We start from the raw sequence: 26,986 nt of genomic DNA, 5'->3' as shown, positions 1-26,986 counted from the left end.
TCAAACGGAACAGGATGCAAAAATGGTTACTTTCCACACCAATCACGGCGATATTGTCATCAAAACTTTTGACGATAAAGCACCTGAAACAGTTAAAAACTTCCTGGACTACTGCCGCGAAGGTTTTTACAACAACACCATTTTCCACCGTGTAATCAACGGCTTTATGATTCAGGGCGGCGGTTTTGAGCCGGGCATGAAGCAAAAAACCACCAAAGACCCGATCAAAAACGAAGCCAACAACGGTCTGAAAAATACCCGTGGTACGCTGGCAATGGCCCGTACTCAGGCACCGCACTCTGCAACTGCACAGTTCTTCATCAACGTGGTTGATAACGACTTCCTGAACTTCTCTGGCGAAAGCCTGCAAGGTTGGGGTTACTGCGTGTTTGCTGAAGTGGTTGAAGGCATGGACGTGGTAGACAAAATCAAAGGTGTTGCAACCGGTCGTAGCGGTATGCACCAGGACGTGCCAAAAGAAGACGTTATCATTGAAAGCGTGACCGTTAGCGAGTAATCGTGGCGACACTCTTTATTGCAGATCTTCATCTCTGCGCGGAAGAACCGGCGATCACCGCCGGTTTTCTGCGTTTTTTAGCGGGGGAAGCCCGCAAGGCCGACGCGCTGTATATTCTTGGCGATCTGTTTGAAGCGTGGATTGGCGACGACGATCCCAACCCACTCCATCGCCAGATGGCGGCAGCGATCAAAGCGGTGTCCGATTCCGGTGTTCCCTGTTATTTCATTCATGGCAACCGTGATTTTCTGCTCGGCAAACGCTTTGCCCGTGAAAGCGGCATGACGTTATTGCCGGAAGAAAAGGTGCTCGAACTGTATGGTCGCCGGGTATTGATTATGCATGGCGACACGCTGTGCACCGATGACGCCGGTTATCAGGCTTTTCGCGCCAAAGTCCACAAACCCTGGCTGCAGACGCTATTCCTCGCTCTGCCATTGTTTGTGCGCAAACGCATTGCCGCGCGAATGCGCGCGAACAGCAAAGAAGCCAACAGCAGTAAATCGCTGGCGATCATGGACGTTAACCAAAACGCGGTGGTCAGTGCGATGGAAAAACATCAGGTGCAATGGCTGATCCACGGGCATACCCATCGCCCGGCGGTGCATGAACTTATCGCCAATCAGCAACCTGCTTTTCGCGTGGTACTGGGTGCCTGGCATACGGAAGGTTCAATGGTGAAAGTCACGGCAGATGACGTTGAGCTGATTCATTTTCCGTTTTAAATACCCGCAACTTTGCTGATTTCACAGCCACGCAACCGTTTTCCTTGCTCTCTTTCCGTGCTATTCTCTGTGCCCTCTAAAGCCGAGAGTTGTGCACCACAGGAGTTTTAAGACGCATGTCTTCCCGCAATAATCCGGCGCGTGTCGCCATCGTGATGGGGTCCAAAAGCGACTGGGCTACCATGCAGTTCGCCGCCGAAATCTTCGAAATCCTGAATGTCCCACACCACGTTGAAGTGGTTTCTGCTCACCGCACCCCCGATAAACTGTTCAGCTTCGCCGAAAGTGCCGAAGAAAACGGTTATCAGGTGATTATTGCGGGCGCAGGCGGCGCAGCGCACCTGCCAGGCATGATTGCCGCCAAAACGCTGGTGCCAGTGCTGGGCGTGCCAGTACAGAGCGCCGCACTGAGCGGTGTCGATAGCCTCTACTCCATCGTACAAATGCCGCGCGGCATTCCGGTGGGTACGCTGGCGATTGGTAAAGCTGGCGCGGCAAACGCGGCGTTACTGGCAGCACAAATTCTTGCGACTCATGATAAAGAACTGCACCAGCGTCTGAATGACTGGCGCAAAGCCCAGACTGACGAAGTGCTGGAAAACCCAGACCCGCGAGGTGCGGCATGAAACAGGTTTGCGTCCTCGGTAACGGGCAGTTAGGCCGTATGCTGCGCCAGGCAGGCGAACCGTTAGGCATTGCTGTCTGGCCAGTCGGGCTGGACGCTGAACCGGCGGCGGTGCCTTTTCAACAAAGCGTGATTACCGCTGAGATCGAACGCTGGCCGGAAACCGCATTAACCCGCGAGCTGGCGCGCCATCCGGCCTTTGTGAACCGCGATGTATTCCCGATTATTGCTGACCGTCTGACTCAGAAGCAGCTTTTCGACAAGCTTCACCTACCGACCGCACCGTGGCAGTTACTTGCCGATCGCAGCGAGTGGCCTGCGGTGTTTAAGCGTTTAGGTGAGCTGGCGATTGTTAAGCGTCGCACTGGTGGCTATGACGGACGCGGTCAATGGCGTTTACGCGCCGATGAAACCGAACAGTTACCGGCTGAATGCTACGGCGAATGTATTGTCGAGCAGGGCATAAACTTCTCTGGCGAAGTGTCGCTGGTTGGCGCGCGCGGCTTTGATGGTAGCACCGTGTTTTATCCGCTGACGCATAACCTGCATCAGGACGGTATTTTGCGTACCAGCGTCGCTTTCCCGCAGGCCAATGCGCAGCAGCAAGCGCAAGCCGAAGAGATGCTGTCGGCGATTATGCAGGAGCTGGGCTATGTGGGCGTGATGGCGATGGAGTGCTTTGTCACCCCGCAAGGTCTGCTGATCAACGAACTGGCTCCGCGTGTGCATAACAGTGGTCACTGGACGCAAAACGGTGCCAGCATCAGCCAGTTTGAGCTGCATCTGCGGGCGATTACCGATCTGCCGTTACCGCAACCAGTAGTGAATAGTCCGTCGGTGATGATCAACCTGATTGGTAGCGATGTGAATTATGACTGGCTGAAATTGCCGCTGGTGCATCTGCACTGGTACGACAAAGAAGTCCGTCCGGGGCGTAAAGTGGGGCATCTGAATTTGACCGACAGCGACACATCGCGTCTGACCGCGGCGCTGGAAGCCTTAATCCCGCTGCTGCCGCCGGAGTATGCCAGTGGCGTGATTTGGGCGCAGAGTAAGTTCAGTTAACCTGGTGCACAAACCTGCTTAAAAGCTAATGCGCAAGCAGTTTTCCCCCTCACCCTAACCCTCTCCCCACAGGGGCGAGGGGACTGTCCGCGTTCTTATTTGGGGTTTGGAATCTTTCTCAGAGCCTTAATTCTTGCCAAATACCCCAATCACTACAGCGAAATACAGGTCCCCGCTTCGCCCGCCAGCGTCTCTTCAATCCGCGATAACGCCCCAATCCACGCAGGTTTGCCACGGCTTCTGACATAGCCACTCACCGCCATTACCTTCGGCCCCATCGAACCATCGGCTTTGGCAAATGGCGCTAACTCATCCGGTGTGGCATGGCGAATGGCACGTTGCTGCGGCGTTCCCCAGTTTTCATATACCGCATCAGCATCGGTGAGGATCACCAGCCCATCGGCATTAATCTGCTCGGCGAGCAACGCAGCGGCGAGATCTTTATCAATCACTGCTTCACTCCCTGCTCCGTCATCCGTCACAGGCACACCGCCGCCGCCACTGCAAATCACCACATGCCCCTCTTTGAGCAACAACTCGATGGCTTCGCTGTCGAGAATTTTACGCGGTTGCGGAGACGCTACCACCCGGCGCAAATATTTACCATCACGTTTCATCTGCCAGCCGTAAGCCGCTTCCAGTGCCTCTTGTTCTTCTGGCTGATAAACCGGACCGATAAACTTCTCTGGCTGCAAAAACGCCGGATCATCAGGCGAAACCTCAATGCGCGTCAGCACCGTCGTGACAGGCGGCATCTGCGGCTGTGCGCTCAAGCTCTGCGCCAGCATATAGCCAATCATCCCCTGGCTTTCCGCCACCAGCACATCCAGCGGATACGGTTCTACCTCTTTCCACGCCAGATTCTGTAACGCCAACAGCCCCACCTGTGGCCCGTTGCCGTGAACAATCGCCAGCCGATAAGAACGGGCCAGGCACGCCAGTGCGGGTACAGCGCTGGCGATATTGCGATATTGATTTTCTGCCGTCAGCGCCTCACCGCGCTGAAGCAAGGCATTGCCCCCAAGAGCTACAACCAGTGTTTTCATGGTTTTCCTTGTAATAATTGTTGACCAAGCCAGAACCCCAGCAGCGTATCTGCCCCTGACGTATGTCCCAGCGCCAGCAGCGAATCAATCGCAACAGCGGTACGTTTCGGGCAACTCAGAGCATGAACAAAGTGCAGGAGTGGCGAGGCGAAATATCCTTGCGCGGCATAACGTAAATAATTAACGCTCACCGCAGTGGTAACGAGTTGAAGATGGTCGGAACAGGCAAAAAACGGGCGACCGGAGCGCGCATCTAAAGCGCCATAATACCAGGCTGCCAGCAGCATTCCCGTCAGCGTGTCATCATGACTCGGCGTTAATCCCGGCCCTTTACCCAGCCAGTGCCGCCAGTCGGTCTTAACGCCATTGAGCGCGGCCTGAAAACAGTGACGAAACTGGCGTAATTCAGCAGGCAGCGGATCGCCTGCCGCCAACGCCAGCGGCCCGAAAAGCCCGGTTTCCTCCGCGCGTTGCATCCATGCCGCTGCAAGCGGTTGAGGATGCGCAGACGGCGTAATACGCAGCAAACAATAACGCTGTGGCTGTTTAACCGTGAAACGTCCGAGGCAAATGCCTTGAGCCACAACCTGTGGTCGTTCATTGCCGCATAATCCACCGCATAACGCATCGAATTGCGCGCGGCGAAGCACCCATCCTCCGGGGCCGAAACCACTACCCTGACGATGCAGCGTTAACAGTTCGCCGCTTTCCGTCATCAGGTTAATCGCCCGCCGCCACACGCCCGCTAACCGCCAGGACTGGCGATAATTCGGAGCGCTACGGCTGGCAAGCAGAGGATGGATGATCGTCATTGCGCGTTCCTCAACCAATCCCCATGCTTTCAGCCAGTGCTTCCAGCGCCTGTTCAAAGCAGGCCAACGGTGCCCGCACAGTGCCTGCGCCAATCTGCCCGATCCCCGCCTCTTTATGGGCGATACCGGTATTGATGAGTGGCGTAATGCCGGTTTCTACCACGCGACGAATGTCCAGTCCCAGGCACGCGCCCTGGAAATCCCAGCCGGGGATCTGCAACTGCATATTGCGCTCAAGGTAAATTTCCGCCATCTCTTCAGAAACGGTTCTGGCCGCTTCCATGCCACCCGCACCGACAAAGCGCGTTACGCCAGGCGCTGCGATCATTGCCGCACCTCCGATACCAAAGGTTTCGGTAATTGCGCTATCGCCCATATCCGGGTTCGCCTGCTCCTGCGAGAAGCCGGTGAAAAACAGACCTTGGGGAGTGTTTACAGGCGCAGTAAACCAGCGTTCGCCCAGCCCGCTGACCCGAATCCCGAACATATTGCCGTTGCGGGTCATAGCCGTGACGATGCTGCCTGCACGGATCATCGCACCAGCATCCATCGCCGCCTTGCAGTAAGCCATCGCGAGGTTAAGGAAGAACTGATCGGTCACGCTGAGGAAATCCATCACTTCCGCGATGTGTTGTTTATCATGATCGAGGCGAGCAATTTGTGGGGCCAGCGCACGCATTAACAGTGCAGAGGAAGCAATATTGCGTTGATGAAACTCATCGCCCATGGTAATGCCCTGCGCCATCATCGCCGTGAGATCGATACCGCGCTCCATGCGCCCCAGCGCCGCACTTAATACTGGCATTAACACATCGCGCATCCAGCGATGGCGAGTCAGGACATCTTCGCCGTAAGCGCCAAAACGCATCACTTTGCCGATACCTTCGTTGAGGTTGCAGTACGCCCGGTTGCCGTCGGTCACGTTCTCGACCACCAGCATCGGCATACTGGCAGAAGTAATGCCGCCCATTGGCCCGACGGCATTCACATGGTGACAAGGAATGAAGTTCACTTCCCCCTGCTCCAGTATTGCCAGCGCCTGCGCCTCATCTTTCGCCCAGCCTTCGAACAGACATGCGCCCACGCACGCCCCTTTCATGGGTCCGGTCATCTCCTGCCAGCGCATTGGCGGCCCGGCGTGAAGCAGTGTTTTGCCCTTGTTTAGTTCGCTGATAAGTGAAGAAGCCGGTTGCACATCCAGCCAGTGTGGACGAGCGCGACGAATTTGTTCGATAACCGCAGCATTGGCTTGCGCCACTGATGTAAACATGGAAACCCCTTATTGCAAACGTTCTAATAAACGAGCCAGTTTTTTATTGCCGCCGGCGACTGGCGACCATTGGTAATGCACAACCGGTTTGCTGGCGCTTTGTAGCTCCAGCGCAAAGCTGCGTAATCCGATGTTAATCACGGCGACGTTTTCCAGTAATGACGGTGTGTGTTGCTGTGTGGCAGGCGAGAGCGGATGAATTAACGCTGCCGCCAGCAAGGTGGCTTCCGGCAGCGAACTCACAACCGCGATCCCCGCATCTTCCAGCGTGGCGATTTGCTGCGAGCGGCATTGCGGGTCACGTTCGGTACCTGTCACCGTGGCAATGGCGTACAGCGGTTGGCTGTCAGAACGCGCGGCACAGGCTTTTTGCCAGGCGCTCACCAGCGAGGCGGCAGGATCGGCGGTCGCACCGAAGCCAATCACGACATCAAGCAGCAACACGCGCACTTGCGGTTTAGCGCCGAGATCGGCAATTAACAGGTTGCGTAAGGTCGGGTCGATCATCGGATGGGGACGCCCGACGGTGTAAAAATCATCGCCCAGGTCGAGGATCTGATGTCCGTCGGCGTCGAGCATCATGCCATGTTGATGGGTATCGTCGGCTTCCACGCCAAGGTGTCCGGCAAGTAATCCCGCCGCTTCAGCGGCCAGCGTACCGCCGGTATACAAACCGCAAATAAATCCGCTGCTGACAGGCGCTATTGCGTTACGTCGCGCCGTAACGCGTGAAAGCAGGCAAGCCAGGCGTGCGGCCTCATCCAGCGAGGAGGCAAACCAGACATTCTCGTCGCGGGCCACCGCCGGGGTATAACCTAAAAACAGCGCCACCGTCGGTTTGCCAGTTGCTTTCATGGCATTAACAATTTTCAGACGCACAGCTTCGGCAGGTGGTTTTGAAACAAATGCCAGCACTTCGCTTTTCTCGTCTGCACTGAGCATTTCCAGCGCCGTTAGCGCACTGATGCCGCCCACTTCACGGCTGAGGTCGCGCCCGCCAAGACCAATCGCGTGGGTAATTCCCTCACCTGCCAGCGCAATCTGCGAACACAGCTCCTGAATCCCGGTACCGGAAGCGCCAATGACGCCAATGTTGCCTTCCGGCATCACGTTAGCAAAAGCCAGCGGCGTGGCGGCAATCATCGACGTACCGCAGTCCGGCCCCATCACCAGCAAGCCTTTATCGCGTGCGCGGGTTTTGAGCTGGATTTCATCTTCCAGCGTGACGTTATCGGAGAACATCATCACGTTGAGGTTGCGATCCAGCGCCTGATTCGCCAGTTCCGCCGCATACTCGCCAGCCACTGAAATCAGCGCCAGACTGGCATCGGGTAATTTCTGACAGGCACTGTCCCAGCGACGCACCTGCGTCAACGCCTGGCTGCTGCCTGAACCCTGCGCCAGTTGTTTTAGCGCCTCTTCAAGCTGTTGCATAATCGCCTGCGCGATCCCCGCATCCGCCGCTTCGCTACGAATTGCCACACAAATATCGTTCGGCGTGGCGTTATTAAAATCGTCATGCCAGAAACCTGTGGTCTCTAATAACGCTTTATTGGCGGGCGTACCCATCATTACGGAAACATCATCAACATTTTCTGATTCGCTGAGTTTTCGTGAAATAATCATTAAACTGACCGAATCCTGAAAACACCCTTTTTTAATAAAGGCGTGGATCATAACAACTCCTTAAAAATTGCACCCATGGCAATTGCACGAGCAGTGTTAATGTGGCGATTACGGTATCGATGACAACGAGTAAATAAGGTGATGAATATCACACAGGGATTATTAACAAAAGAATTCAAATAACCGCCAGGCTATTACGTGTTATTTTTTAATAAGCGTGGTTGTTTTAAAAACCAGGTTAAAAGCGAGCGGATTATCAAATAAATTCTAACTATATTTTTTTGCCTGTCTGGATCACATAATCCAGATATTTTCCCTGTATGTTAATTGCAGTCATGCTTCACACCGTCGTTAAAAAGGAAGACAGATGAAAATCAGTCGGGAAACACTCCACCAGCTAATCGAGAATAAACTCTGCCAGGCTGGGTTAAAACGTGAGCACGCTGCAACCGTGGCTGAAGTATTGGTTTACGCCGATGCCAGAGGGATCCACTCTCATGGCGCGGTGCGCGTGGAATACTACGCGGAACGCATTTCAAAAGGCGGCACCAACCGCGAACCGGAGTTTCGTCTTGAAGAAACCGGGCCATGTTCAGCAATTTTACATGCTGACAATGCCGCCGGACAGGTCGCGGCGAAAATGGGTATGGAACATGCCATCAAAACCGCCCAGCAAAATGGCGTTGCGGTGGTCGGTATCAGCCGGATGGGTCACAGCGGCGCAATCTCTTATTTTGTGCAGCAGGCAGCCCGCGCCGGATTAATTGGCATTTCGATGTGCCAGTCCGATCCAATGGTGGTGCCGTTTGGCGGCGCGGAAATTTACTACGGTACTAACCCACTGGCCTTTGCCGCGCCGGGAGAAGGCGACGAGATCCTTACCTTTGATATGGCGACTACCGTACAGGCATGGGGAAAAGTGCTCGACGCCCGCTCGCGTAATATGTCTATCCCGGATACCTGGGCGGTCGATAAAAACGGAGCACCAACAACCGATCCGTTCGCGGTACATGCTCTGCTCCCCGCCGCCGGGCCGAAAGGGTATGGCCTGATGATGATGATTGACGTCCTCTCAGGCGTCTTACTCGGCTTACCGTTCGGGCGACAGGTTAGTTCGATGTATGACGATTTACACGCCGGGCGTAATTTGGGGCAATTACATATCGTTATTAATCCGAACTTTTTCTCCTCCAGCGAACTATTCCGTCAACATCTTAGCCAGACCATGCGCGAATTAAATGCCATAACCCCCGCGCCCGGTTTTAACCAGGTTTATTATCCCGGACAGGATCAGGATATTAAACAACGCAAAGCCGCCGTCGAAGGCATCGAAATTGTTGATGATATTTACCAGTATTTAATTTCCGACGCGCTTTATAACACGTCATACGAAACGAAAAATCCCTTTGCGCAATAATTATTGAGACAGGACTTTCTTATGATTACACATTTTCGTCAAGCCATAGAAGAAACGCTGCCCTGGCTTTCCTCTTTTGGCGCTGACCCAACGGGTGGGATGACCCGTTTACTTTATTCGCCGGAATGGCTGGAAACTCAGCAGCAATTTAAAAAAAGAATGGCAGCAAGCGGGCTGGAAACACGTTTCGATGAAGTGGGGAATTTATATGGTCGCCTGAGTGGCACCGAATATCCACAAGAAGTGGTTCTGAGCGGTTCGCATATCGATACCGTGGTTAACGGCGGTAACCTCGACGGGCAATTCGGCGCGCTGGCGGCGTGGCTGGCAATTGACTGGTTGAAAACGCAATACGGCGCGCCGTTACGTACGGTCGAAGTGGTGGCGATGGCAGAAGAAGAAGGCAGCCGCTTCCCGTATGTCTTCTGGGGCAGTAAAAATATCTTTGGGCTGGCGAATCCTGACGACGTGCGGAATATCTGTGATGCCAAAGGAAATAGTTTTGTCGATGCGATGAAGGCTTGCGGATTTACTCTGCCGAACGCCCCACTAACTCCGCGTCAGGATATTAAAGCCTTTGTCGAACTGCATATCGAACAGGGCTGTGTGCTGGAAAGTAATGGGCAGTCAATTGGCGTGGTGAATGCAATTGTCGGGCAGCGTCGTTATACGGTGACGCTGAATGGCGAATCAAACCATGCAGGCACCACGCCGATGGGTTATCGTCGTGATACGGTTTACGCTTTCAGTCGCATTTGCCATCAGTCTGTCGAAAAAGCGAAAAAGATGGGCGATCCGCTGGTTCTGACCTTTGGCAAAGTAGAGCCGCGCCCGAATACGGTGAATGTGGTGCCGGGTAAAACCACGTTCACCATTGATTGTCGCCATACCGATGCTGCCGTGCTGCGCGATTTCACCCAACAGTTAGAAAACGACATGCGGGCGATTTGCGATGAAATGGACATTGGTATTGATATCGATTTATGGATGGACGAAGAACCCGTGCCGATGAATAAGGACCTGGTCACCACCCTGACAGAATTGTGTGAAAGCGAAAAACTGAATTACCGGGTGATGCACAGTGGTGCCGGGCACGACGCACAAATTTTCGCGCCGCGCGTGCCGACCTGCATGATTTTCATTCCCAGCATCAACGGGATCAGCCATAACCCGGCGGAACGCACCAATATTACCGACCTTGCCGAAGGGGTCAAAACGTTGGCACTCATGCTTTATCAACTTGCCTGGAAGAAATAAGGAGTTATAAATGGGATATTTAAATAACGTCACCGGTTACCGCGATGATTTACTGGCTAACCGTGCGATTGTTAAACACGGTAATTTCGCGCTGTTAACCCCGGATGGTCTGGTAAAAAATATTATTCCTGGCTTTGAAAATTGTGACGCGACAATCCTCTCCACGCCAAAGCTGGGGGCCTCTTTTGTTGATTATCTGGTCACACTGCATCAAAACGGTGGCAACCAACAGGGCTTCGGGGGCGAAGGCATTGAAACGTTCCTGTATGTGATCTCTGGAAATATCACTGCCAAAGCCGAAGATAAAACATTTGCCTTAAGCGAAGGTGGCTATCTTTATTGCCCACCAGGCTCCTTAATGACGTTTGTTAACGCCCAGGCCGAAGACAGCCAAATCTTTTTATATAAGCGTCGCTATGTTCCGGTAGAAGGTCATGCGCCGTGGCTAGTTTCTGGCAATGCCAGCGAACTCGAACGCATTCATTATGAAGGCATGGACGATGTTATTCTGCTGGATTTTCTGCCCAAAGAGTTAGGTTTTGATATGAACATGCATATCCTCTCTTTTGCGCCAGGTGCCAGCCACGGTTATATCGAAACTCACGTCCAGGAACACGGTGCCTATATTCTTTCCGGTCAGGGGGTTTATAACCTCGACAATAACTGGATCCCGGTGAAAAAAGGCGATTACATCTTTATGGGCGCTTATTCCTTACAGGCCGGTTATGGCGTAGGGCGTGGTGAAGCGTTTAGTTATATTTACTCAAAAGATTGCAACCGCGACGTAGAGATTTAAGTCATACCACTCGCCTGATTATTTTTAGCTATGTTGGATTTTGCCACGGTTTATACCGTGGCTTTTTTTGCGGTAAATTCAGGTAAAAAACGGATGCGGGATAAAATGCATCCGCTCTAATGGCAAGAGTCAGTTTTTAATTCCCTGACCTATTTTAATGGCGCAGGCAATATTTCGTGCGCTGTTGAAGAGATTGGTTTCACCGCTGGCGAGCACTTCGGCTAAAGGTGCCAGACGTGGCAAAATGCTGAACACCGCGTCAATGCCGTACTGGTGCACCACTTCCACGCCATCACCCAATACGCCAGCAATCCCAATCACCGGGACATTAAACTGCTTCGCCACCGACGCCACGCCCAGCGGCGCTTTACCACCTGCCGTTTGCGAGTCGATGCGCCCTTCCCCGGTGATCACCAGCGCTGCACCCTGCACCGCCTGCTCCAGGTTGACTGCCCGCAGTACAATCTCAATACCCGGTTTAATATCCGCATTGAGGAATACCGCCGCCGCAATACCCATCCCGCCCGCCGCGCCGCCGCCCGCCATCTGGCAGACGTTGATTTCCGTTTGCTGTTGTAAAACGCGGGCGAAATTTTGCAGCCCCTGTTCCAGCTCTTCGACCATTTCCGGCGTTGCCCCTTTTTGCGGACCAAACACCGCCGCCGCACCGCGTGGCCCCACCAGCGGGTTATCAACATCACACGCCACTTCGATATGACAATTTGCCAGACGCGGATCGCATTCATCCATCTCAATACTTGCCACGCGTGCTAAATTGCCGCCGTTAGCCGCCAGCACCTGACCGTCGGCATCAAGGAAACGCACACCAAGCGCCTGCGCCATGCCCATACCGCCGTCGACCGTCGCACTGCCGCCAATGCCGAGAATAATATGGCGAATGCCGTTATCCAGCGCATGACGAATCAGCTCTCCGGTGCCAAAACTTGACGCCAGCAACGGATTACGCTTTTCAGGCGCGACTAGCATCAGGCCGCTTGCTGCCGCCATCTCAATCACCACCGTTTTCCCGTCGCCGGTAAGACCATAAAAAGCATTCACTTTTTCGCCAATCGGCCCACAGACTTCAAGCGTCACAATGTTGCCGCCCGTCGCGGCGACCATCGCATCCACCGTTCCTTCGCCGCCATCCGCTATCGGCAAACAGATATAGTGCGCATCGGGAAAGACGGTCGAAAACCCAGCTTTAATTGCCTGACAACATTTTTCTGCACTTAAGCTCTCTTTAAAAGAGTCTGGCGCAATGACAATCTTCATTATCAATCCTTTTTCAACAAATTATTCGATGCGTTCCCACGGAATAAGATTATCCATAAGAACAGCCAGTAAAATTCCGACCAGTAAGCCGTTACTGAGCAGAGGACGAAGCGTTAATGGAAGGTCTTGCAGATACACAGGCGGTAATGCCATTAAAAATATGCCGACAAATAACGGCAATGCGAGTCGATAAATATTGCGAGCGGTAAAGGTTATTTGCTGGCTAAACACCAGCGCCGAAAAGAGTAAAGGCAGATAAGAAACCAGCATGACCGCGCTACTCACTGGTAAGGGGATACTGCAAAACAGACGCGTGAGTGCCGGAACCAGCGCCACCAGCAGGCAAATAACGCTGCCATAAATAAACGAACGCCGCGTGTAATCGCCAGTCTGGGTTAATAAACCAATGGATGAAACAAACGGTGAAAATGGAATTACCGCCAGCGGTACGGTTATCAGCGTCATAAATCCGGTCGCCACAAAGCTACGACGATAACGCGTATTCCCCGCGCCCTGCTGCGGATAAAAAACATCCGTGCCCCGAATCGCACCGTAGGTATTGCTGATATTAACCAGACCTGTAATCACCGCCGTCAGAATAATCCCCGGCGACAAAGCACCGCCACTGCCGAGCGGGAACCACTGCCAGTGCAACTCACCGGAGAGCGAATGCGAAGAAGGAAAGCAAAAGTACCACAACAACCAGCCGGTTATCGTACCGACCAGCAGGCCATAACGGGCAAAACGTTGCGGCAGAAAGATAATCATCGCCAGTACCAGGCACATCACCGCGACCGAAAGCGCGAACGGCGGTAACTGAATTTTAAAATTCGGGTCGGCTATGCCAAACGGCAGCCCGAGCATACCTTTGAAAAAGATAGTGGTCAGCTGCGCGCCCAGCATCAACATAAACAAGACCATCACCGACGGCGTAAATAACCGCGCCAGACGATGACCTAATCCGCTAAAACCAATCAACATCGTCAGCACGCCAGAGAGCGCAATTCCCACCGCCAGGCTGGTAGCGATATCGTTGATCGGTGTCCCGCGCGATGCTTCGCCAAGGGTGATAGTAAGGATGGTTCCCCACCACAGGCCACCCGGCCCTTCCATAATAGCGCGACGATGACCGCAGAACGCCTGAGCGAAGCAGGCCAGTGCAGTAGCAAGAAAAGCATATTGCGTGAGCGTAAGCAGGCTACTTTGCGGCAACTGAAAAGCAGAAAGTAGCGTAGGAGGAACCACAACCGTGTTGCAAAAAATAAAGAAAAACCACTGAAATCCTGATAACAGGCTTTCGCGGCTGACTGCAAAATTGAACATAAACACACCTTAACCGGAGAATGCCCGCCGCAAGGACGGGCATTGCAGGGGCCAGATTACTGCTGATGTTTAAGGATAAATTGACCTTTCGGCGCAACAGGGAAGCCCTGTTCAATGTCGTAAATCACATCACCACGTAAGATGGTTTTCATGATACGCGCGCCAATGGTACGGCCAACATACGGGCTGACTTTGTGGCGATATTCCAGATCGTCATTGGTAAGAACATAGCTGCTATTCGGCTGAATGAAGACGAAGTCGGCATCTTTTCCTGGGGCGATACGGCCTTTTTGCTGCAGACCGAAAATATCTGCTGCGTTAGTCGCCATTAATTTGCCGAACATCGGCAGAGACATACCGCGTTTCTGTACCGCTTCATCGAACATCACGTCCATACAGTTTTGCAGACCGGCAATACCGCCCCATGCTTCCATGATGTTGCCGGCTTTCATTTCCGGCGGGCATGGCGAGTGGTCGGAAACCAGGCAGTCGATTTCACCGTTAAACAGTTTTTCCCACATGCCTTTCTGGTTTTCCAGATCGCGGATCGGCGGTGAACACTTTGCCAGAGTACCGATTTCTTCGAACTGATCGGTATCCAGTACAAAGTAATGCGGGCAGGATTCACAAGTAACGTCCTGACCTTCCTGACGTGCACGAGTCACTTCCTCAACGCCTTCCGGGCTGCTGATATGGCAAATGTGCAGACGGCAACCGGCAACTTTCGCCAGGTACAGTACGCGGCGAATCGCTTCCACTTCGGTAAATACCGGACGCGAAGCCACATAGTCATGGGCAGTTACGCGACCTTCACTTTTCGCTTCTTCGCCCAGTGCATCACAGATCAGCGCGTTTTCGCAGTGCACCAGCACCGGCTGCCCCAGTTCGCCCAGCTTCTGCGCACCTTTGAAGAACTGCCAGTCGTTTACATCACGGAAGTCGTTGTCGATACCGCGATCGCCACAGGTTGCGACGAAGCATTTGAAGCCGACAACGCCCACTTCATCCAGCTCATGCAGACGGTCGATGTTGTAAGACACCAGGCCACCGAGTTGTGCCGCATCGATAGTCAGCTTGCCTTTAGCGGCATCGAACTTCAGTTCAATTGAAGCGCGGTCAACCGTTGCAGGCAGCTGGTTGAGCGGCATTTCGATCATGGTGGTGATACCACCTTTTGCCGCTGCGCGAGTACCGGTTTCATAACCTTCCCAGTGGCTACGACCCGGTTCAGAAATATGGGTGTGCGCATCAACCATGCCTGGCGAAACCACCAGACCAGACGCATCCATAACTTCTTTTGCATCGCCCAGATCCTGACCGATAGCAGCAATTTTTCCGCCTTTAACGGCGATATCTACAACGCGAGCTTCGTTTTCTAAAATAACAGTGCCGTTTTTAATGATTAAATCAAAAGACATAACAAACTCCTTGTAAAATACAGATTGGTTTTTTAACTCAATGTTCAATATCGGGATTAATTAACCTGTGACTTTTTGTTCTCCTGTTTTTTCTGCTGTAGTACGTTTCTTTAATAAGGCGTAGGCCGCAAAGGCGACGATGACGCCGACAAACCATGAAACACGAGATAACGGTTCCATAAAGGGAATAAACTTACCGCCAAGAGATAAAATAACGGCCACCAGAGTTACTGAAAACGCAGTGAGGTTAAAACCGTTATCGTAATATTTATAATCGCCAGGTGCGGTGTACAGTTCATCAAGATTAATTTGCCCACGCATCACCACAAAATAATGCGCCATCATGACACCAATTACCGGACCCAGCATCCCGCCGATAATATCGAGGAACAGATAAATACTGTCCTGATTTTCCATTAATTTCCACGGGCAGATCAGCAGGCTGATAATACTGGCAATCAGTACGCCGTTTTTATAGGTCAGTTTCGTCGGTGCAATGGCGGCAATCTGATAACCAGCCGGAATAATATTACCGGTGGCGTTAGTAGAGATAGTCGTCATCAGAATAACCAGTACCGCAAAGAACGAGGCAAACAGGCTATCCCAACGCTGAACAATATCCAGCACGTTCCAGGTGTCAGCGCCGTAGTGAATACTGGCTCCGGCAATAATACATACCCCGGCGACCGCAAACAGAATATAGGCCACAACTAAACCGAGCGTTTGCCCCAGCGCCTGCTCACGAAACGAGTGGGCATTTTGCGTAAAGTCGGATGCGCTCACCGCCGGTGCCGCCCAGACCGCAACTACCGCGTTAATCACCACCAGGAACAGGAAGCCACTGTTTTCTGCTTTCTGAATACCGCTCGGAATGTAGTCAAAGATTGGACCGAGCCCGACCAGCGAAATCGCCCAAATCGCCATACCGCCGAAAACGATATAGATGCACGGGTTAAGAATGGCAGTGAATTTATTTAAAACTTTGCCACCGCCAAAACCTATACCAACGTTGACCAGCCAGAAGAGTAAGAAAGTAATTAAGCCCGGTAGAGAAAGCCCTAACAGGGTAAAATCACCACCGAGAGTTAAAAATCCCGGCCAGATTTTGCCAATCAGGATCAAGCAGGCCAGCGATCCAGCGTAACATTGCAGGCCAAACCACATAATGGCAGCAATCCCGCCTCTTAATAATCCGGGAAACAGTGCACCACGTACGCCGTAAGAAGCACGCAGGATCATGGCAAAAGGCACACCGTATTTACTGCCCGCAGCACCGTTTAATACCATTACCGCGGCAATGAAAAAGGCGCTGAGGATAATTGCCAGCATAATACTAAAGGTAGACAAGCCGAGAATAAAAAAGCCGCCGACCATCACATAATTGGGAACGTTATGAACCGAACCCATCCATAAGGTAAAATAGTTAAATGTTTTCCAGGTCCGCTGGCTTTGCGTTTTCGGCAATAGATCTTCGCTATAGCCGCGTTGCTGGAATAGTTTTCTCTGATGTTCCATAAATCCCTCTTAATTTCACGTATCGAATAACGTCTTTTTAATCTAGCTATGAGGAACAAATAAAATAAAAATATTATTTTTAATACTGAAGCAACATCTTTGGCTGCTTTCTTTTTTTAATATTGCTGGCCGATTCATTTTCTGATATCGGCCATTTTTATTGCGGGTATCAGGCCAGTTTATGGTTAGCCATTAATTCCAGCGCCTGCACTAACGCAGAGTGATCCAACTGGCTGCCACCGTTTGCCGCACAGGTATTAAACAATTCCTGGCAGGTCGCGGTGTTTGGCAGGTTCAGCGCCAGTGCTTTCGCACTTTGCAGTGCCAGGTTGAGATCTTTCTGGTGCAGCGCAATTTTAAAACCTGGATTAAAGGTGCGTTTAATCATGCGCTCACCGTGAACTTCCAGAATACGTGAGGAAGCAAAGCCGCCCATCAGCGCCTGGCGCACACGTACCGGATCTGCACCGGCTTTTGAAGCAAACAGCAGGGCTTCAGAAACCGCTTCAATATTGAGCGCCACGATAATCTGATTTGCCACTTTGCAGGTTTGACCGTCACCGTTACCGCCCACGAGGGTGATATTTTTACCGAGCAGTTCAAACAGCGGTTTAACACGTTCAAATACCGCTTCGTCACCGCCAACCATAATCGACAACGTCCCTTCACGCGCGCCGATTTCACCGCCGGAGACTGGCGCATCGAGATAATCGCCGCCCAGTTCATTCACCTGACGAGCGAAACGCTTAGTTTCAATCGGGGAAATGGAGCTCATATCAACAATGGTTTTGCCCTTCAGCGAGGCTTTGGTACAACCATTTTCACCAAACAGAACTTCTTCAACCTGTGGCGTATCCGGCACCATAATAAAAATGATGTCCGATGCTTCCGTTACCAAACGCGCAGTTTCAACACTAACGGCACCCAGTGACAGTAATTCATCAGCAACCGGACCAATGGTTGTGACATGCAGTTGATGACCGGCACGCGCCAGATTAATGGCCATCGGTGTACCCATAATGCCTAAGCCAATAAATCCCAGTTTCATAATTAACCTCTTTTAAATTTCGCTTTTCCTGAATTCAGACAACACGATCCCCTGCCAACTTAGCGGCCTAAAAAAGCATTGTCTGAATAGCGTTACGTTTTAACGGTACGGATCCATCCAGCGTAAACCGGCTTCCGTGGTGGTTTGGGGTTTATATTCACACCCAACCCAACCGTTGTAGTCAGAATTTTCAATTACCGTAAAGAGATATTCGTAATTAATTTCTCCGGTTCCCGGTTCGCCGCGATGCGGATTATCGGCAATTTGCAGGTGACCAATTTTATCGGCCCATTGAGTCATAGTGTTGGTTAATTCACCTTCCATCCGCTGCATATGATAAATGTCATACTGAATTTTCAAATTGCAGCAACCAACATCATCAATCAATTTCAGCGCCTGCCGAGTTCCGGTGAGATGGAAACCAGGAATATCAAAATGGTTGATAGGTTCAATCAGTAATAAAATATCTTCTTTCATCAGCATATTCGCGGCATAACGCAGGTTTTCTACAAGCGTTGCGTGAATCTGTTCACTGCTGAAACCAGCCGGCGTTTTACCGACCAGACAGTTAATTTTTTTATTACCCAGCGCACGAGCATAACGAATCGCTGCTGCTACGCCATCCCGAAACTCTTCTTCACGGCCAGGAATACAGGCAATACCGCGCTCGCCCGCCGCCCAGTCACCCGCCGGTAGATTGTGCAGCGTATGTTCGAGTTTATTACTCGCCAGCACCTGTTTTAATTCTTCAATGTCGTAGTCATAAGGAAACATAAATTCAACGCCGCGAAAACCACACTGCGCAGCTTTCTCAAAACGGGCGAGAAAATCATATTCACCAAATAACATCGATAAATTAGCAGAGAAACGTAACATTATTTATCTCCCTTATTCATAGTGCATGAAGCAGGTTTCAGTCGGTGCGTCCACTGCGTTATCGGCGATATCTTCAAATTCCATGACGTTATCCAGTTCGCTGCCCATCGAAATATTGGTCACACGCTCGAGAATAACTTCCACGACTACCGGTACCCGATATTGCGCCATTAAGGCTTTCGCCTGTTCAAAGGCTGGTGCAATATCTTCCGGTTTGAAGACCCGAATCGCTTTACAACCTAAACCTTCCGCTACTTTTACGTGGTCGACGCCGTAACCGTTCACTTCACTGGAGTTAATATTTTCGAACGCGAGCTGTACGCAGTAATCCATATCAAACGCGCGCTGCGACTGGCGAATCAGACCCAGATAGGCGTTATTGACCAGTACATGGATGTACGGAATGTTGAACTGTGCGCCAACGGCTAATTCTTCAATCAGGAACTGGAAGTCGAAGTCACCGGAAATCGCCACCACATTGCGCTCTGGATCAGCGGCACACACGCCCAGCGCCGCCGGAATGGTCCAGCCCAACGGGCCTGCCTGCCCACAGTTGATCCAGTGGCGGTCTTTAAAGACATGTAGCATTTGTGCCGCAGCGATTTGTGACAGGCCAATGGTGGTGACATAACAAACATCGCGACCAAAGGCTTTGTTCATCTCTTCATACACGCGCTGCGGTTTCACCGGCACATTGTCGAAGTGGGTTTTGCGCAGCAAAGTGCGTTTGCGCTGCTGGCAGTCGGCGACCCATTCTTTACGACACGGCAGACGACCCGCTTTTTGCATCTCCTGCGCCACTTCAACCAGCAGCGTCAGCGCCGCTTTAGCATCAGAGACAATGCCCAGATCCGGACACAGCACGCGGCCAATTTGCGTCGGCTCAATATCGATATGAACGATTTTGCGCCCTTCGGTGTATTTCTCTACCGAACCGGTATGACGGTTCGCAAAACGGTTACCGATACCAAACACCATGTCGGACGCCAGTAACGTTGCGTTACCGTAACGATGCGCGGTTTGCAGACCCACCATCCCGGCCATCAGTTCATGATCGTCCGGGATACAGCCCCAGCCCATCAGCGTTGGGATCACCGGAACGCTGGTCAGTTCAGCAAACTGTTGTAACAGTGCAGCTGCGTCAGCATTGATTACCCCGCCCCCGGCAACAATCACCGGACGTTCGGCCTGAATTAACATTTCTACCGCTTTTTCGATCTGCATACGGCTGGCAGCAGGTTTGTAGACCGGCAGCGGTTCGTACATGTCAGGATCAAACTCGATTTCCGCAACCTGAACGTCGAACGGTAAATCCACCAGTACCGGACCCGGACGACCAGAACGCATCAGGTGAAATGCCTGTTGCAGCACGCGAGGCACCAGCGCCGCTTCACGAACTGTAACCGCCATTTTGCTGACCGGTTTAGCAATTGCTTCAATATCTACGGCCTGAAAATCTTCTTTATGCAGACGGGCGCGCGGAGCCTGGCCGGTAATACACAGAATAGGAATGGAATCAGCAGAAGCAGAATAGAGCGCGGTGATCATGTCCGTGCCCGCAGGACCGGAAGTCCCCAGACATACGCCGATATTCCCTGCCGTTGCGCGGGTATAACCTTCCGCCATGTGCGAAGCACCTTCCACATGACGCGCCAGAATGTGACGAATACCACCGTGCTTACGCATCGCTGAGTAGAACGGATTGATTGCAGCTCCCGGAACGCCGAAGGCGGTGGTGATACCTTCTTTCTCCAGCACATACATTGCCGCGTCAACGGCTCTCATTTTTGCCATTTTATTCCTACCTCTATTAATTGGAAAAATTTTCCAACTTTCAAATTTTGTCAAAAAAACCCGCTCCGCAGAGCGGGATGCGACAGACACTATGGATGTGCTTTCAGTCCCAACGCCGTGCTGATATCGCGGGCGGTGTCTCTGACCAGCTCACCCTGACTGACAAAACGATCTTCTGTCAGTCTTGATGAAGGCCCGGAGATGGAGATAGCGGCAACAACACTACCGACATCATCGTAAATTGCTGAAGCTATACAATTCAGGCCGACAACATGCTCTTCTTTATCTACGGTATAGCCCAGTTCACGCGCTTGTTCCAGGTCCTTCAGCAAGGTGGGCATATCCACAAGCGTCGTTGGCGTAAACTGCTGCAAACCGGTTTGCAGAATGATGCTCATCAACTCTTCTTCCGCCAGCGGATAAAGCAGCGCCTTGCCCGCTCCGGAAGCATGCAGCGGCAGACGACTGCCCAGCGGCGCACACATCCTGACCATCGATTTACACTCTAACTGACCAATTAATACCGCTTCATTGCCGTTACGGATCGCGACATTGACCGTTTCGCCGGAAAGTAACATCAGGCGGCGCATAAACGGCCCGGCTACGGAGAGGACATCGCGGTTATGGATGTACGCCGCACCGACGTTAAAGACACCTAATCCTATATGCCACCAGCCTAACTGACTGTCCTGATAGACAAAATCCGCTGCCTGTAAAACCTTCAGCAAGCGAAAGGTCGTGGAGAGCGGCAAATCCAGATTGAGAGAAATATCGCTAACCGACGAACTTCCCCCACTTTTTTCCAGATATTGCAGAATCGCAATTCCCCGCTCTAACGCCTGTGCGCCCTTCTGTGCCACAGGCTCCGCCTGTCCTGGCCTGCCGCGCCGTCTAACTTCCGTCATACCTACGTTAACTCCGACCTACAAGTGAGCATAAACAATGAACAATTAGTTTATCTTATGCAAGTCGGTTGCAGGCGTCACGCAAAACAGAGTTCCTGTTCAGGAATACTTTCAACATCACAGTTGTCACTGCCGCCGCGATCGATGGTCAGAAAATCGGTGACGCGCTGCCAGGCGAAAAGTGGGTGATGCCAGACGTTACGATGGTAATTCACCCCCTGTTCACCGTTGGTGATAAACGCCCGCAGCGTTGACAGGTCTGGTTTGTCGTCACCTAACGCCACGACCACCACAAACACTTCACCTTTCATCGGGATAAAGGCCTGAGTACCCAGCGGATGACGTTCGAGTTCGTGAATGGTCAGCGGCAGATTCGCCGGTTGCGCGCGGTTAATGCTGATAAGCGTACGGTCTTGCTCAAGAATCTCAACCAGCGCCAAATCGTGGTAACGCTCCACCAGGCCATTGTTAATATGGAAAAAATCCCGTTGCTGCGTTTCGATTACGTCGCCATAAGCACTAAAGGCTTCCTGACTTAACGGTAATACCTGAAGTTTCATCTTTTTGTCCTTGTAACATAATTCCGTTCAACCACCGCCGACCGGTCAGCTTGGTTTCAATAACAGGCAATCTAAAACCTTAAGAGAACAACATCAACACAAAAGTTGGAATATTTTTCCAAAACTAGATTTAGTCCACAAATTGAACAGGGTTATCATGTAAAAATACTGATAAATCAGAGGATAAGAAAATCACGCAACTTGCGGATTTAAAAGGGGATACCTGAAGATGTTCGATCCAGAAACCTTGCGGACTTTCATTGCGGTTGCTGAAACAGGAAGTTTTTCAAAAGCGGCAGAACGATTGTGTAAAACCACGGCGACGATCAGTTATCGCATTAAACTTCTGGAAGAGAATACCGGAGTGGCGCTGTTTTTCCGCACGACTCGCAGCGTGACGTTGACAGCGGCTGGCGAGCATCTACTTTCTCAGGCCAGAGACTGGCTGAGCTGGCTGGAAAGTATGCCCAGCGAGCTGCAACAGGTGAATGATGGCGTGGAACGCCAGGTGAATATTGTCATCAACAACCTGCTCTACAACCCCCAGGCCGTCGCCCAGCTGCTGGCGTGGCTGAATGAACGTTACCCGTTTACCCAGTTTCACATCTCCCGACAAATCTATATGGGCGTCTGGGACTCGCTATTGTACGAAGGTTTTTCACTGGCTATCGGCGTCACGGGAACCGAGGCGCTGGCAAATACCTTTAGTCTTGATCCCTTAGGATCGGTGCAATGGCGCTTTGTCATGGCGGCGGATCATCCGCTGGCGAACGTTGAAGAGCCGCTAACAGAAGCACAGTTGCGGCGCTTTCCGGCGGTCAATATTGAAGACAGCGCCCGCACACTAACCAAACGCGTCGCCTGGCGATTGCCGGGGCAAAAAGAGATTATTGTTCCCGATATGGAAACGAAAATCGCCGCCCATCTGGCGGGCGTTGGCATTGGTTTTTTGCCAAAATCACTTTGCCAGTCAATGATCGATAATCAACAACTGGTCAGCCGGGTAATCCCAACGATGCGCCCTCCTTCACCATTGAGTCTGGCATGGCGCAAATTTGGTAGCGGCAAAGCGGTAGAAGATATTGTGACCTTGTTTACCCAGCGCAGGCCGGAAATCAGCGGATTTTTAGAAATTTTCGGCAACCCACGCAGTTAAAAATCAAGTTTCCTTGCGCGTTGGCGCGTAAAATAGCGCGCAAGCTGATTTGAGGTTCACTTTTAACTATGCAAGAGAGACACACGGAACAGGACTATCGTGCCCTGCTGATTGCTGATACGCCCATTATTGATGTTCGCGCCCCCATCGAGTTTGAGCAAGGCGCAATGCCCGCCGCTATCAACCTGCCGTTAATGAATAACGATGAACGTGCCGCCGTTGGCACCTGCTATAAACAGCAAGGCTCAGACGCGGCGCTGGCGCTGGGGCATAAACTGGTGGCGGGTGAAATTCGTCAGCAGCGCATGGACGCCTGGCGGGCAGCGTGCCTGCAAAATCCGCAAGGTATTCTCTGCTGCGCCCGAGGCGGTCAACGTTCACATATTGTGCAACGCTGGCTGCATGAAGCGGGGATTGATTATCCGCTGGTGGAAGGCGGTTATAAGGCACTGCGCCAGACGGCGATTCAGGCGACTATTGAACTGGCACAAAAACCGATAGTGCTGATTGGCGGTTGTACCGGCAGCGGTAAAACGCTGTTAGTGCAGCAACAGCCAAACGGTGTTGATCTGGAAGGGCTGGCGCGTCATCGCGGTTCGGCGTTTGGTCGCACGTTACAACCACAACTTAGCCAGGCAAGTTTTGAAAACCTGCTGGCTGCCGAAATGCTAAAAACCGACGCCCGTCAGGAGCTGCACCTGTGGGTGCTGGAAGATGAAAGCCGGATGATCGGTTCGAATCACCTGCCGGAATGTCTGCGCGAGCGAATGACCCAGGCGGCGATTGCGGTGGTAGAAGACCCGTTTGAGATCCGTCTTGAACGCCTGAACGAAGAGTATTTCCTGCGTATGCATCATGATTTTACCCATGCGTACGGCGACGAACAGGGCTGGCAGGAGTATTGCGAATACCTGCATCACGGACTTTCGGCGATTAAGCGTCGGCTGGGGCTACAGCGCTATAACGAACTGGCTGCACGTCTGGATGCGGCGCTGGCAACGCAACTCACCACTGGCAGCACCGACGGTCATCTGGCCTGGCTAGTGCCGTTACTTAAAGAATATTACGACCCAATGTATCGCTATCAGCTTGAGAAAAAAGCGGAAAAAGTTGTCTTTCGCGGTGAGTGGGCGGAAGTGGCGGAATGGGTTAAGACGCAGTGATGAGGGACGTATTTGTATTAGTCGCGACTTGATCTGACACATGGCCTTGAAAGGTTGAGAGTTACCGGTTTTGATATGAGTGTCGAATCCTTATCCAAAACAAGAGGTAACTCTCATGCTTCATACTGCCAATCCCGTCATCAAACACAAAGCCGGTTTGCTCAATCTGGCTGAAGAACTCAGCAACGTATCAAAAGCCTGTAAAATCATGGGCGTTTCGCGTGAAACGTTTTATCGTTACCGCGAACTGGCCGCTGAAGGCGGTGTGGATGTGCAGATTAATCGTAGTCGCCGCGCTCCTAACCTTAAGAACCGTACCGATGAGGCAACTGAACAGGCTGTTGTTGATTACACCGTCGCTTTCCCGACACATGGTCAGCACCGGGCCAGCAACGAGCTGCGTAAACAGGGGGTTTTTATCTCCGACAGTGGTGTCCGTTCTGTCTGGTTACTCCATAACCTTGAGAATCTCAAAAGACGATACTGAACAAATTTTATCAGGTGACGTTCCGTAAAAAGTTGTATGGAGTTCTCGATGCAGTCGGCGCGACTATCAGTACCCCCGCTGAACCCTGGACTATCGGGCCGCCGTACTGGGGCATGTCACCCTGGCGTGCCGCTGGTTTTCCGCTAATGGTTTATTTCCTCTTTCTTTCCCGGCGAGAATTTATTTTAATCCGGAAGGATTATTTATTTTCAGATAGGGACTCACATTAAACACGAAACATTTTAATTAATGCATGGCTGAATATGTATTACACAATGTCAGATATCGTAAAAGACTAGTGCAATTCTATGTAAACTCTCTGACTATTCATTTTATTTGTTGTTTCAGGGTCGGAACTCACCCTCAATAAACAACTGAATACGAGTAGATATTCATCGTCTGAGCTATATGGCTTTACACAATAGCCGACATGTCTTTTCTCAGTCAGGGATTTTACTTTTCCTCACTACGAAGTTGACGACTTCGATATGGGATAGACTCTTAATTCAAGCAATTACTCTGCACAAGCATCAGGCAATCCAGCTCCAATATTTGTTATAAAATAATGCGTAACATTAATTTCACCAACAAAAAAAAGGTTTACGCTATCCCCTTGCCCTGGTATTTTACCATATTTACACCACACTTTTTTTGTATCTGGATCATTCTCTGATACGATTTTCGCCACTTGTTCCCTGGCCCTCACCGTCAATGTTTTCTTAAACCTCCCCCCATCATCGATTGTTAGGGAAAAATAAGAAAAAAAATAATCATCTTCTACATTTGTGGATATTGATATATCCACCGCTACATGCGGAAAAAAATCTGGGAGCCATGTAAAAACCCCATCACTTTCTGGTATTGCCATATAGTTTATGTAATGCTTACTTACAAGAGATTCATCTTTGTGTAAATAAAGATAAGTAGTCACGCATAAAAAAACAACGATTATAATAGCAAAAATAAATATTACCATCTTTGAGATGTTACTTGAGATAGCCAGCATCTTGTAAAGCCTTTATCGTTTTTTTATGCTCTGGATTAATATAATCAATACATCTATTTGAGCAATCTTGTGTAAATGGACATGTCAACCCATGTTCATTTACAGCCAAGTCTTTTTTATTATCTTCAATCATCTCAGAATGGGATAACTTTACTTTTCTGCCGTACATACCGAACATATTTAACCCGTAATCTCTAATCTCTTTTTCATAACCCAGCCCTTTCGCTGATCGGCTAACACCAGCGTCATTTAATTTAGACACTCGACAAAATGCCATACAATGGAAAAATTGATCAGTCCCACCTAAATTTAATCTCTTCATATCATCATAAGTATCAGATAATATATCCCATGCTCTTTGATGGTTTAGTTGTTCTTTTTTTCGCATTAACGCTACATCTGCAGGACTTAACCCTAATGGATCAATACCATTCACCGGATTCAGCGGATACGCATACAGACTCCATCCCCCCGCCAGCCCAATCGGGTCCTGAGTAATATATCGTCCCAGCAACGGATTGTAGTACCGGTTCCGGTTATAATACAGCCCTGACTCCTCATCGTGTTGCTGCCCTGGCAGACGGTACGGCTGGTGCAGGTGATGCGGGTTTTCCTCATTCAGCAGGTTTCCCCACTCATCATACTCCCCGCTCCACGCCGTATTGCCGTCTTCGCTGATGAGCGCCAGCGGCAGCCCCCGGTGGTCACAGTGATAAAGATGAATTTTTCGCTCAGGTAAATAAACCGGCTCTATCTGTGTCGCCAGCCGCTCCACCGTCAGCCCGCACTGTGCCAGCCACTGGCGGCTTTCACTGCTCACGCGGTCTGCCCGGATTTCCCCCTCCAGTCTGTCCAGCAGCCGTACCAGTTCAGCCGGGAACACCACGCCGTGTCCGTCCTCGCTCCCTTCCTGCTGGAGCTTCTCCGCCAGGCTCCGCCGCTGCGTTTTCTCCCGCTCGCCGTTGTCTGTTTCGATGCGGATGAGCGGTGTGAAGCTTCCCGGCTCGTATACCGTCTGGATACGTGTGCTGTCGGTCTGCACCGTCGTCAGGTGGTCGCCGTCCCAGCCGTACCACGTCACCTCCGGTTTACGCGACAGCGACATCCACCCCGTCAGGTCACGCTCCCGCCGCCATACCCGTTTCGCCATTCGCCGTCCCAGCGGGTCGTAGAGGTAGCGGCTCTCGACCAGTGGCTCGCCATGCTGTATCCGCGTGTAGAACTCCAGGCGGTGCTGGCTGTCGTAGTGGTAGTGGTGGGTCCGCTCGTCGTCCGTCCGTATCACACCCGCCGGGATGCGGTCC

At 51.6% G+C, this 26,986-nt stretch carries 24 protein-coding genes and 2 pseudogenes; 10 read left to right on the top strand and 16 right to left on the bottom strand.

Annotated features, from left to right (window positions below; all coding sequences use genetic code 11):
• Positions 1–22: 22 nt before the first annotated feature.
• From ppiB to purK, 4 genes are all read left to right on the top strand, one after another.
• A complete protein-coding gene (ppiB, locus tag ACJHWK_RS20095; protein ID WP_000256006.1) occupies positions 23–517 on the top strand; it encodes a peptidylprolyl isomerase B in 495 nt (164 codons plus the stop codon).
• A gap of 2 nt (positions 518–519) precedes the next feature.
• A complete protein-coding gene (lpxH, locus tag ACJHWK_RS20090; protein WP_000212237.1) occupies positions 520–1,242 on the top strand; it encodes a UDP-2,3-diacylglucosamine diphosphatase in 723 nt (240 codons plus the stop codon).
• A 116-nt stretch (positions 1,243–1,358) separates the two neighbouring features.
• Positions 1,359–1,868 (top strand): 5-(carboxyamino)imidazole ribonucleotide mutase, encoded by a 510-nt coding sequence (gene purE / locus ACJHWK_RS20085; protein WP_001295318.1) that lies wholly within the window; start codon positions 1,359–1,361, stop codon positions 1,866–1,868.
• Positions 1,865–2,932, top strand: a complete 1,068-nt coding sequence (gene purK, locus ACJHWK_RS20080) for a 5-(carboxyamino)imidazole ribonucleotide synthase (RefSeq protein WP_001522080.1) — start codon at positions 1,865–1,867, stop codon at positions 2,930–2,932. The genes purE and purK overlap by 4 nt, the downstream gene beginning before the upstream one ends.
• Before the next feature lie 152 nt (positions 2,933–3,084).
• On the opposite strand, the gene ACJHWK_RS20075 is transcribed toward purK, so the two are convergent.
• Genes ACJHWK_RS20075 through ACJHWK_RS20060 form a run of 4 tightly spaced genes read right to left on the bottom strand, consistent with a single transcriptional unit; the run spans position 3,085 to position 7,737 of the window.
• Positions 3,085–3,978 (bottom strand): carbamate kinase, encoded by an 894-nt coding sequence (locus tag ACJHWK_RS20075; RefSeq protein ID WP_001522079.1) that lies wholly within the window; start codon positions 3,976–3,978, stop codon positions 3,085–3,087.
• Positions 3,975–4,790, bottom strand: a complete 816-nt coding sequence (locus ACJHWK_RS20070) for a DUF2877 domain-containing protein (protein WP_410234911.1) — start codon at positions 4,788–4,790, stop codon at positions 3,975–3,977. Before ACJHWK_RS20070 ends, ACJHWK_RS20075 begins: the two co-directional genes overlap by 4 nt.
• Positions 4,791–4,800: 10 nt before the next feature.
• Positions 4,801–6,060, bottom strand: coding sequence for a DUF1116 domain-containing protein (locus tag ACJHWK_RS20065; protein WP_001522076.1), 1,260 nt, complete (start codon positions 6,058–6,060; stop codon positions 4,801–4,803).
• Between the two features lie 9 nt (positions 6,061–6,069).
• Positions 6,070–7,737, bottom strand: a complete 1,668-nt coding sequence (locus tag ACJHWK_RS20060; protein ID WP_020233642.1) for an acyl-CoA synthetase FdrA — start codon at positions 7,735–7,737, stop codon at positions 6,070–6,072.
• 316 nt (positions 7,738–8,053) lie between these two features.
• Here ACJHWK_RS20060 and allD point away from each other — a divergent pair, with 316 nt between their 5' ends.
• From allD to allE, 3 genes are read left to right on the top strand one after another with little or no spacing between them, the layout of a single operon-like run.
• On the top strand, positions 8,054–9,103 hold the full coding sequence (allD, locus tag ACJHWK_RS20055) for an ureidoglycolate dehydrogenase (RefSeq protein WP_000703911.1): 1,050 nt from the start codon (positions 8,054–8,056) through the stop codon (positions 9,101–9,103).
• Between the two features lie 21 nt (positions 9,104–9,124).
• The gene (allC, locus tag ACJHWK_RS20050; protein ID WP_001522072.1) at positions 9,125–10,360 is read left to right on the top strand and encodes an allantoate deiminase; all 1,236 of its coding nucleotides are present in this window, start codon (positions 9,125–9,127) and stop codon (positions 10,358–10,360) included.
• A gap of 10 nt (positions 10,361–10,370) precedes the next feature.
• A complete protein-coding gene (allE, locus tag ACJHWK_RS20045) occupies positions 10,371–11,156 on the top strand; it encodes a (S)-ureidoglycine aminohydrolase (RefSeq protein WP_001522071.1) in 786 nt (261 codons plus the stop codon).
• 129 nt (positions 11,157–11,285) lie between these two features.
• Here allE and glxK read toward each other — a convergent pair whose 3' ends face one another.
• From glxK to allA, 9 genes are all read right to left on the bottom strand, one after another.
• Positions 11,286–12,431: a glycerate 3-kinase gene (glxK, locus tag ACJHWK_RS20040; protein WP_001522069.1), complete on the bottom strand. Its 1,146-nt coding sequence runs from the start codon at positions 12,429–12,431 to the stop codon at positions 11,286–11,288.
• 21 nt (positions 12,432–12,452) lie between these two features.
• Entirely contained in the window at positions 12,453–13,754 is a 1,302-nt protein-coding gene (locus ACJHWK_RS20035) for a uracil/xanthine transporter (protein WP_001302767.1), read from the bottom strand.
• 56 nt (positions 13,755–13,810) lie between these two features.
• Positions 13,811–15,172: an allantoinase AllB gene (gene allB, locus ACJHWK_RS20030; protein ID WP_001522067.1), complete on the bottom strand. Its 1,362-nt coding sequence runs from the start codon at positions 15,170–15,172 to the stop codon at positions 13,811–13,813.
• A gap of 60 nt (positions 15,173–15,232) precedes the next feature.
• Positions 15,233–16,687 (bottom strand): allantoin transporter, encoded by a 1,455-nt coding sequence (locus ACJHWK_RS20025; RefSeq protein ID WP_000401140.1) that lies wholly within the window; start codon positions 16,685–16,687, stop codon positions 15,233–15,235.
• A 169-nt stretch (positions 16,688–16,856) separates the two neighbouring features.
• Complete coding sequence (gene glxR, locus ACJHWK_RS20020) at positions 16,857–17,735, bottom strand: 2-hydroxy-3-oxopropionate reductase (RefSeq protein ID WP_001522066.1); 879 nt, start codon at positions 17,733–17,735, stop codon at positions 16,857–16,859.
• Positions 17,736–17,834: 99 nt separating this feature from the next.
• Entirely contained in the window at positions 17,835–18,611 is a 777-nt protein-coding gene (gene hyi / locus ACJHWK_RS20015) for a hydroxypyruvate isomerase (protein ID WP_000943560.1), read from the bottom strand.
• A gap of 12 nt (positions 18,612–18,623) precedes the next feature.
• Positions 18,624–20,405 carry a glyoxylate carboligase gene (gene gcl, locus ACJHWK_RS20010; protein ID WP_001309310.1) on the bottom strand — a complete coding sequence of 594 codons (1,782 nt, stop codon included), beginning with the start codon at positions 20,403–20,405 and terminating at the stop codon, positions 18,624–18,626.
• A gap of 89 nt (positions 20,406–20,494) precedes the next feature.
• A complete protein-coding gene (gene allR / locus ACJHWK_RS20005) occupies positions 20,495–21,310 on the bottom strand; it encodes an HTH-type transcriptional repressor AllR (protein WP_000141275.1) in 816 nt (271 codons plus the stop codon).
• A 77-nt stretch (positions 21,311–21,387) separates the two neighbouring features.
• Positions 21,388–21,870, bottom strand: a complete 483-nt coding sequence (allA, locus tag ACJHWK_RS20000; RefSeq protein WP_000776388.1) for an ureidoglycolate lyase — start codon at positions 21,868–21,870, stop codon at positions 21,388–21,390.
• Between the two features lie 229 nt (positions 21,871–22,099).
• Here allA and allS point away from each other — a divergent pair, with 229 nt between their 5' ends.
• The 3 genes and pseudogenes from allS to ACJHWK_RS19985 form a co-directional block, all read left to right on the top strand.
• Entirely contained in the window at positions 22,100–23,026 is a 927-nt protein-coding gene (gene allS, locus ACJHWK_RS19995) for an HTH-type transcriptional activator AllS (RefSeq protein WP_000460145.1), read from the top strand.
• Between the two features lie 68 nt (positions 23,027–23,094).
• Positions 23,095–24,189, top strand: a complete 1,095-nt coding sequence (gene mnmH, locus ACJHWK_RS19990) for a tRNA 2-selenouridine(34) synthase MnmH (protein ID WP_001522064.1) — start codon at positions 23,095–23,097, stop codon at positions 24,187–24,189.
• A 115-nt stretch (positions 24,190–24,304) separates the two neighbouring features.
• Positions 24,305–24,670: pseudogene (locus tag ACJHWK_RS19985) on the top strand (helix-turn-helix domain-containing protein); the annotation flags it as partial.
• 58 nt (positions 24,671–24,728) lie between these two features.
• Here ACJHWK_RS19985 and ACJHWK_RS19980 read toward each other — a convergent pair.
• From ACJHWK_RS19980 to ACJHWK_RS19970, 3 genes and pseudogenes are all read right to left on the bottom strand, one after another.
• A pseudogene (locus tag ACJHWK_RS19980) lies at positions 24,729–24,824 on the bottom strand (hypothetical protein); the annotation flags it as partial.
• Positions 24,825–25,190: 366 nt separating this feature from the next.
• Positions 25,191–25,682, bottom strand: coding sequence for a hypothetical protein (locus tag ACJHWK_RS19975; protein ID WP_000879780.1), 492 nt, complete (start codon positions 25,680–25,682; stop codon positions 25,191–25,193).
• Positions 25,663–26,986: RHS repeat-associated core domain-containing protein (locus ACJHWK_RS19970; protein ID WP_410234910.1), on the bottom strand; the 1,324-nt coding region annotated here is incomplete at its 5' end. The genes ACJHWK_RS19975 and ACJHWK_RS19970, both read right to left, overlap by 20 nt.

This window comes from Escherichia sp. WS547 (assembly GCF_046486065.1).
Lineage (GTDB): Bacteria > Pseudomonadota > Gammaproteobacteria > Enterobacterales > Enterobacteriaceae > Escherichia > Escherichia coli.
Note: the sequence above shows the minus strand (reverse complement) of the source record. Positions and strands in the feature narration are given on the sequence as shown.

Coding starts and splice junctions, on each gene's coding strand:
- ppiB (WP_000256006.1), top strand. CDS start 23: ATGGTTACTTTCCACACCAATCACGGCGATATTGTCATCAAAACTTTT.
- purE (WP_001295318.1), top strand. CDS start 1,359: ATGTCTTCCCGCAATAATCCGGCGCGTGTCGCCATCGTGATGGGGTCC.
- purK (WP_001522080.1), top strand. CDS start 1,865: ATGAAACAGGTTTGCGTCCTCGGTAACGGGCAGTTAGGCCGTATGCTG.
- ACJHWK_RS20075 (WP_001522079.1), bottom strand. CDS start 3,978: ATGAAAACACTGGTTGTAGCTCTTGGGGGCAATGCCTTGCTTCAGCGC.
- ACJHWK_RS20070 (WP_410234911.1), bottom strand. CDS start 4,790: ATGACGATCATCCATCCTCTGCTTGCCAGCCGTAGCGCTCCGAATTAT.
- ACJHWK_RS20065 (WP_001522076.1), bottom strand. CDS start 6,060: ATGTTTACATCAGTGGCGCAAGCCAATGCTGCGGTTATCGAACAAATT.
- ACJHWK_RS20060 (WP_020233642.1), bottom strand. CDS start 7,737: ATGATCCACGCCTTTATTAAAAAAGGGTGTTTTCAGGATTCGGTCAGT.
- allD (WP_000703911.1), top strand. CDS start 8,054: ATGAAAATCAGTCGGGAAACACTCCACCAGCTAATCGAGAATAAACTC.
- allC (WP_001522072.1), top strand. CDS start 9,125: ATGATTACACATTTTCGTCAAGCCATAGAAGAAACGCTGCCCTGGCTT.
- allE (WP_001522071.1), top strand. CDS start 10,371: ATGGGATATTTAAATAACGTCACCGGTTACCGCGATGATTTACTGGCT.
- glxK (WP_001522069.1), bottom strand. CDS start 12,431: ATGAAGATTGTCATTGCGCCAGACTCTTTTAAAGAGAGCTTAAGTGCA.
- ACJHWK_RS20035 (WP_001302767.1), bottom strand. CDS start 13,754: ATGTTCAATTTTGCAGTCAGCCGCGAAAGCCTGTTATCAGGATTTCAG.
- allB (WP_001522067.1), bottom strand. CDS start 15,172: ATGTCTTTTGATTTAATCATTAAAAACGGCACTGTTATTTTAGAAAAC.
- ACJHWK_RS20025 (WP_000401140.1), bottom strand. CDS start 16,687: ATGGAACATCAGAGAAAACTATTCCAGCAACGCGGCTATAGCGAAGAT.
- glxR (WP_001522066.1), bottom strand. CDS start 17,735: ATGAAACTGGGATTTATTGGCTTAGGCATTATGGGTACACCGATGGCC.
- hyi (WP_000943560.1), bottom strand. CDS start 18,611: ATGTTACGTTTCTCTGCTAATTTATCGATGTTATTTGGTGAATATGAT.
- gcl (WP_001309310.1), bottom strand. CDS start 20,405: ATGGCAAAAATGAGAGCCGTTGACGCGGCAATGTATGTGCTGGAGAAA.
- allR (WP_000141275.1), bottom strand. CDS start 21,310: ATGACGGAAGTTAGACGGCGCGGCAGGCCAGGACAGGCGGAGCCTGTG.
- allA (WP_000776388.1), bottom strand. CDS start 21,870: ATGAAACTTCAGGTATTACCGTTAAGTCAGGAAGCCTTTAGTGCTTAT.
- allS (WP_000460145.1), top strand. CDS start 22,100: ATGTTCGATCCAGAAACCTTGCGGACTTTCATTGCGGTTGCTGAAACA.
- mnmH (WP_001522064.1), top strand. CDS start 23,095: ATGCAAGAGAGACACACGGAACAGGACTATCGTGCCCTGCTGATTGCT.
- ACJHWK_RS19975 (WP_000879780.1), bottom strand. CDS start 25,682: ATGCTGGCTATCTCAAGTAACATCTCAAAGATGGTAATATTTATTTTT.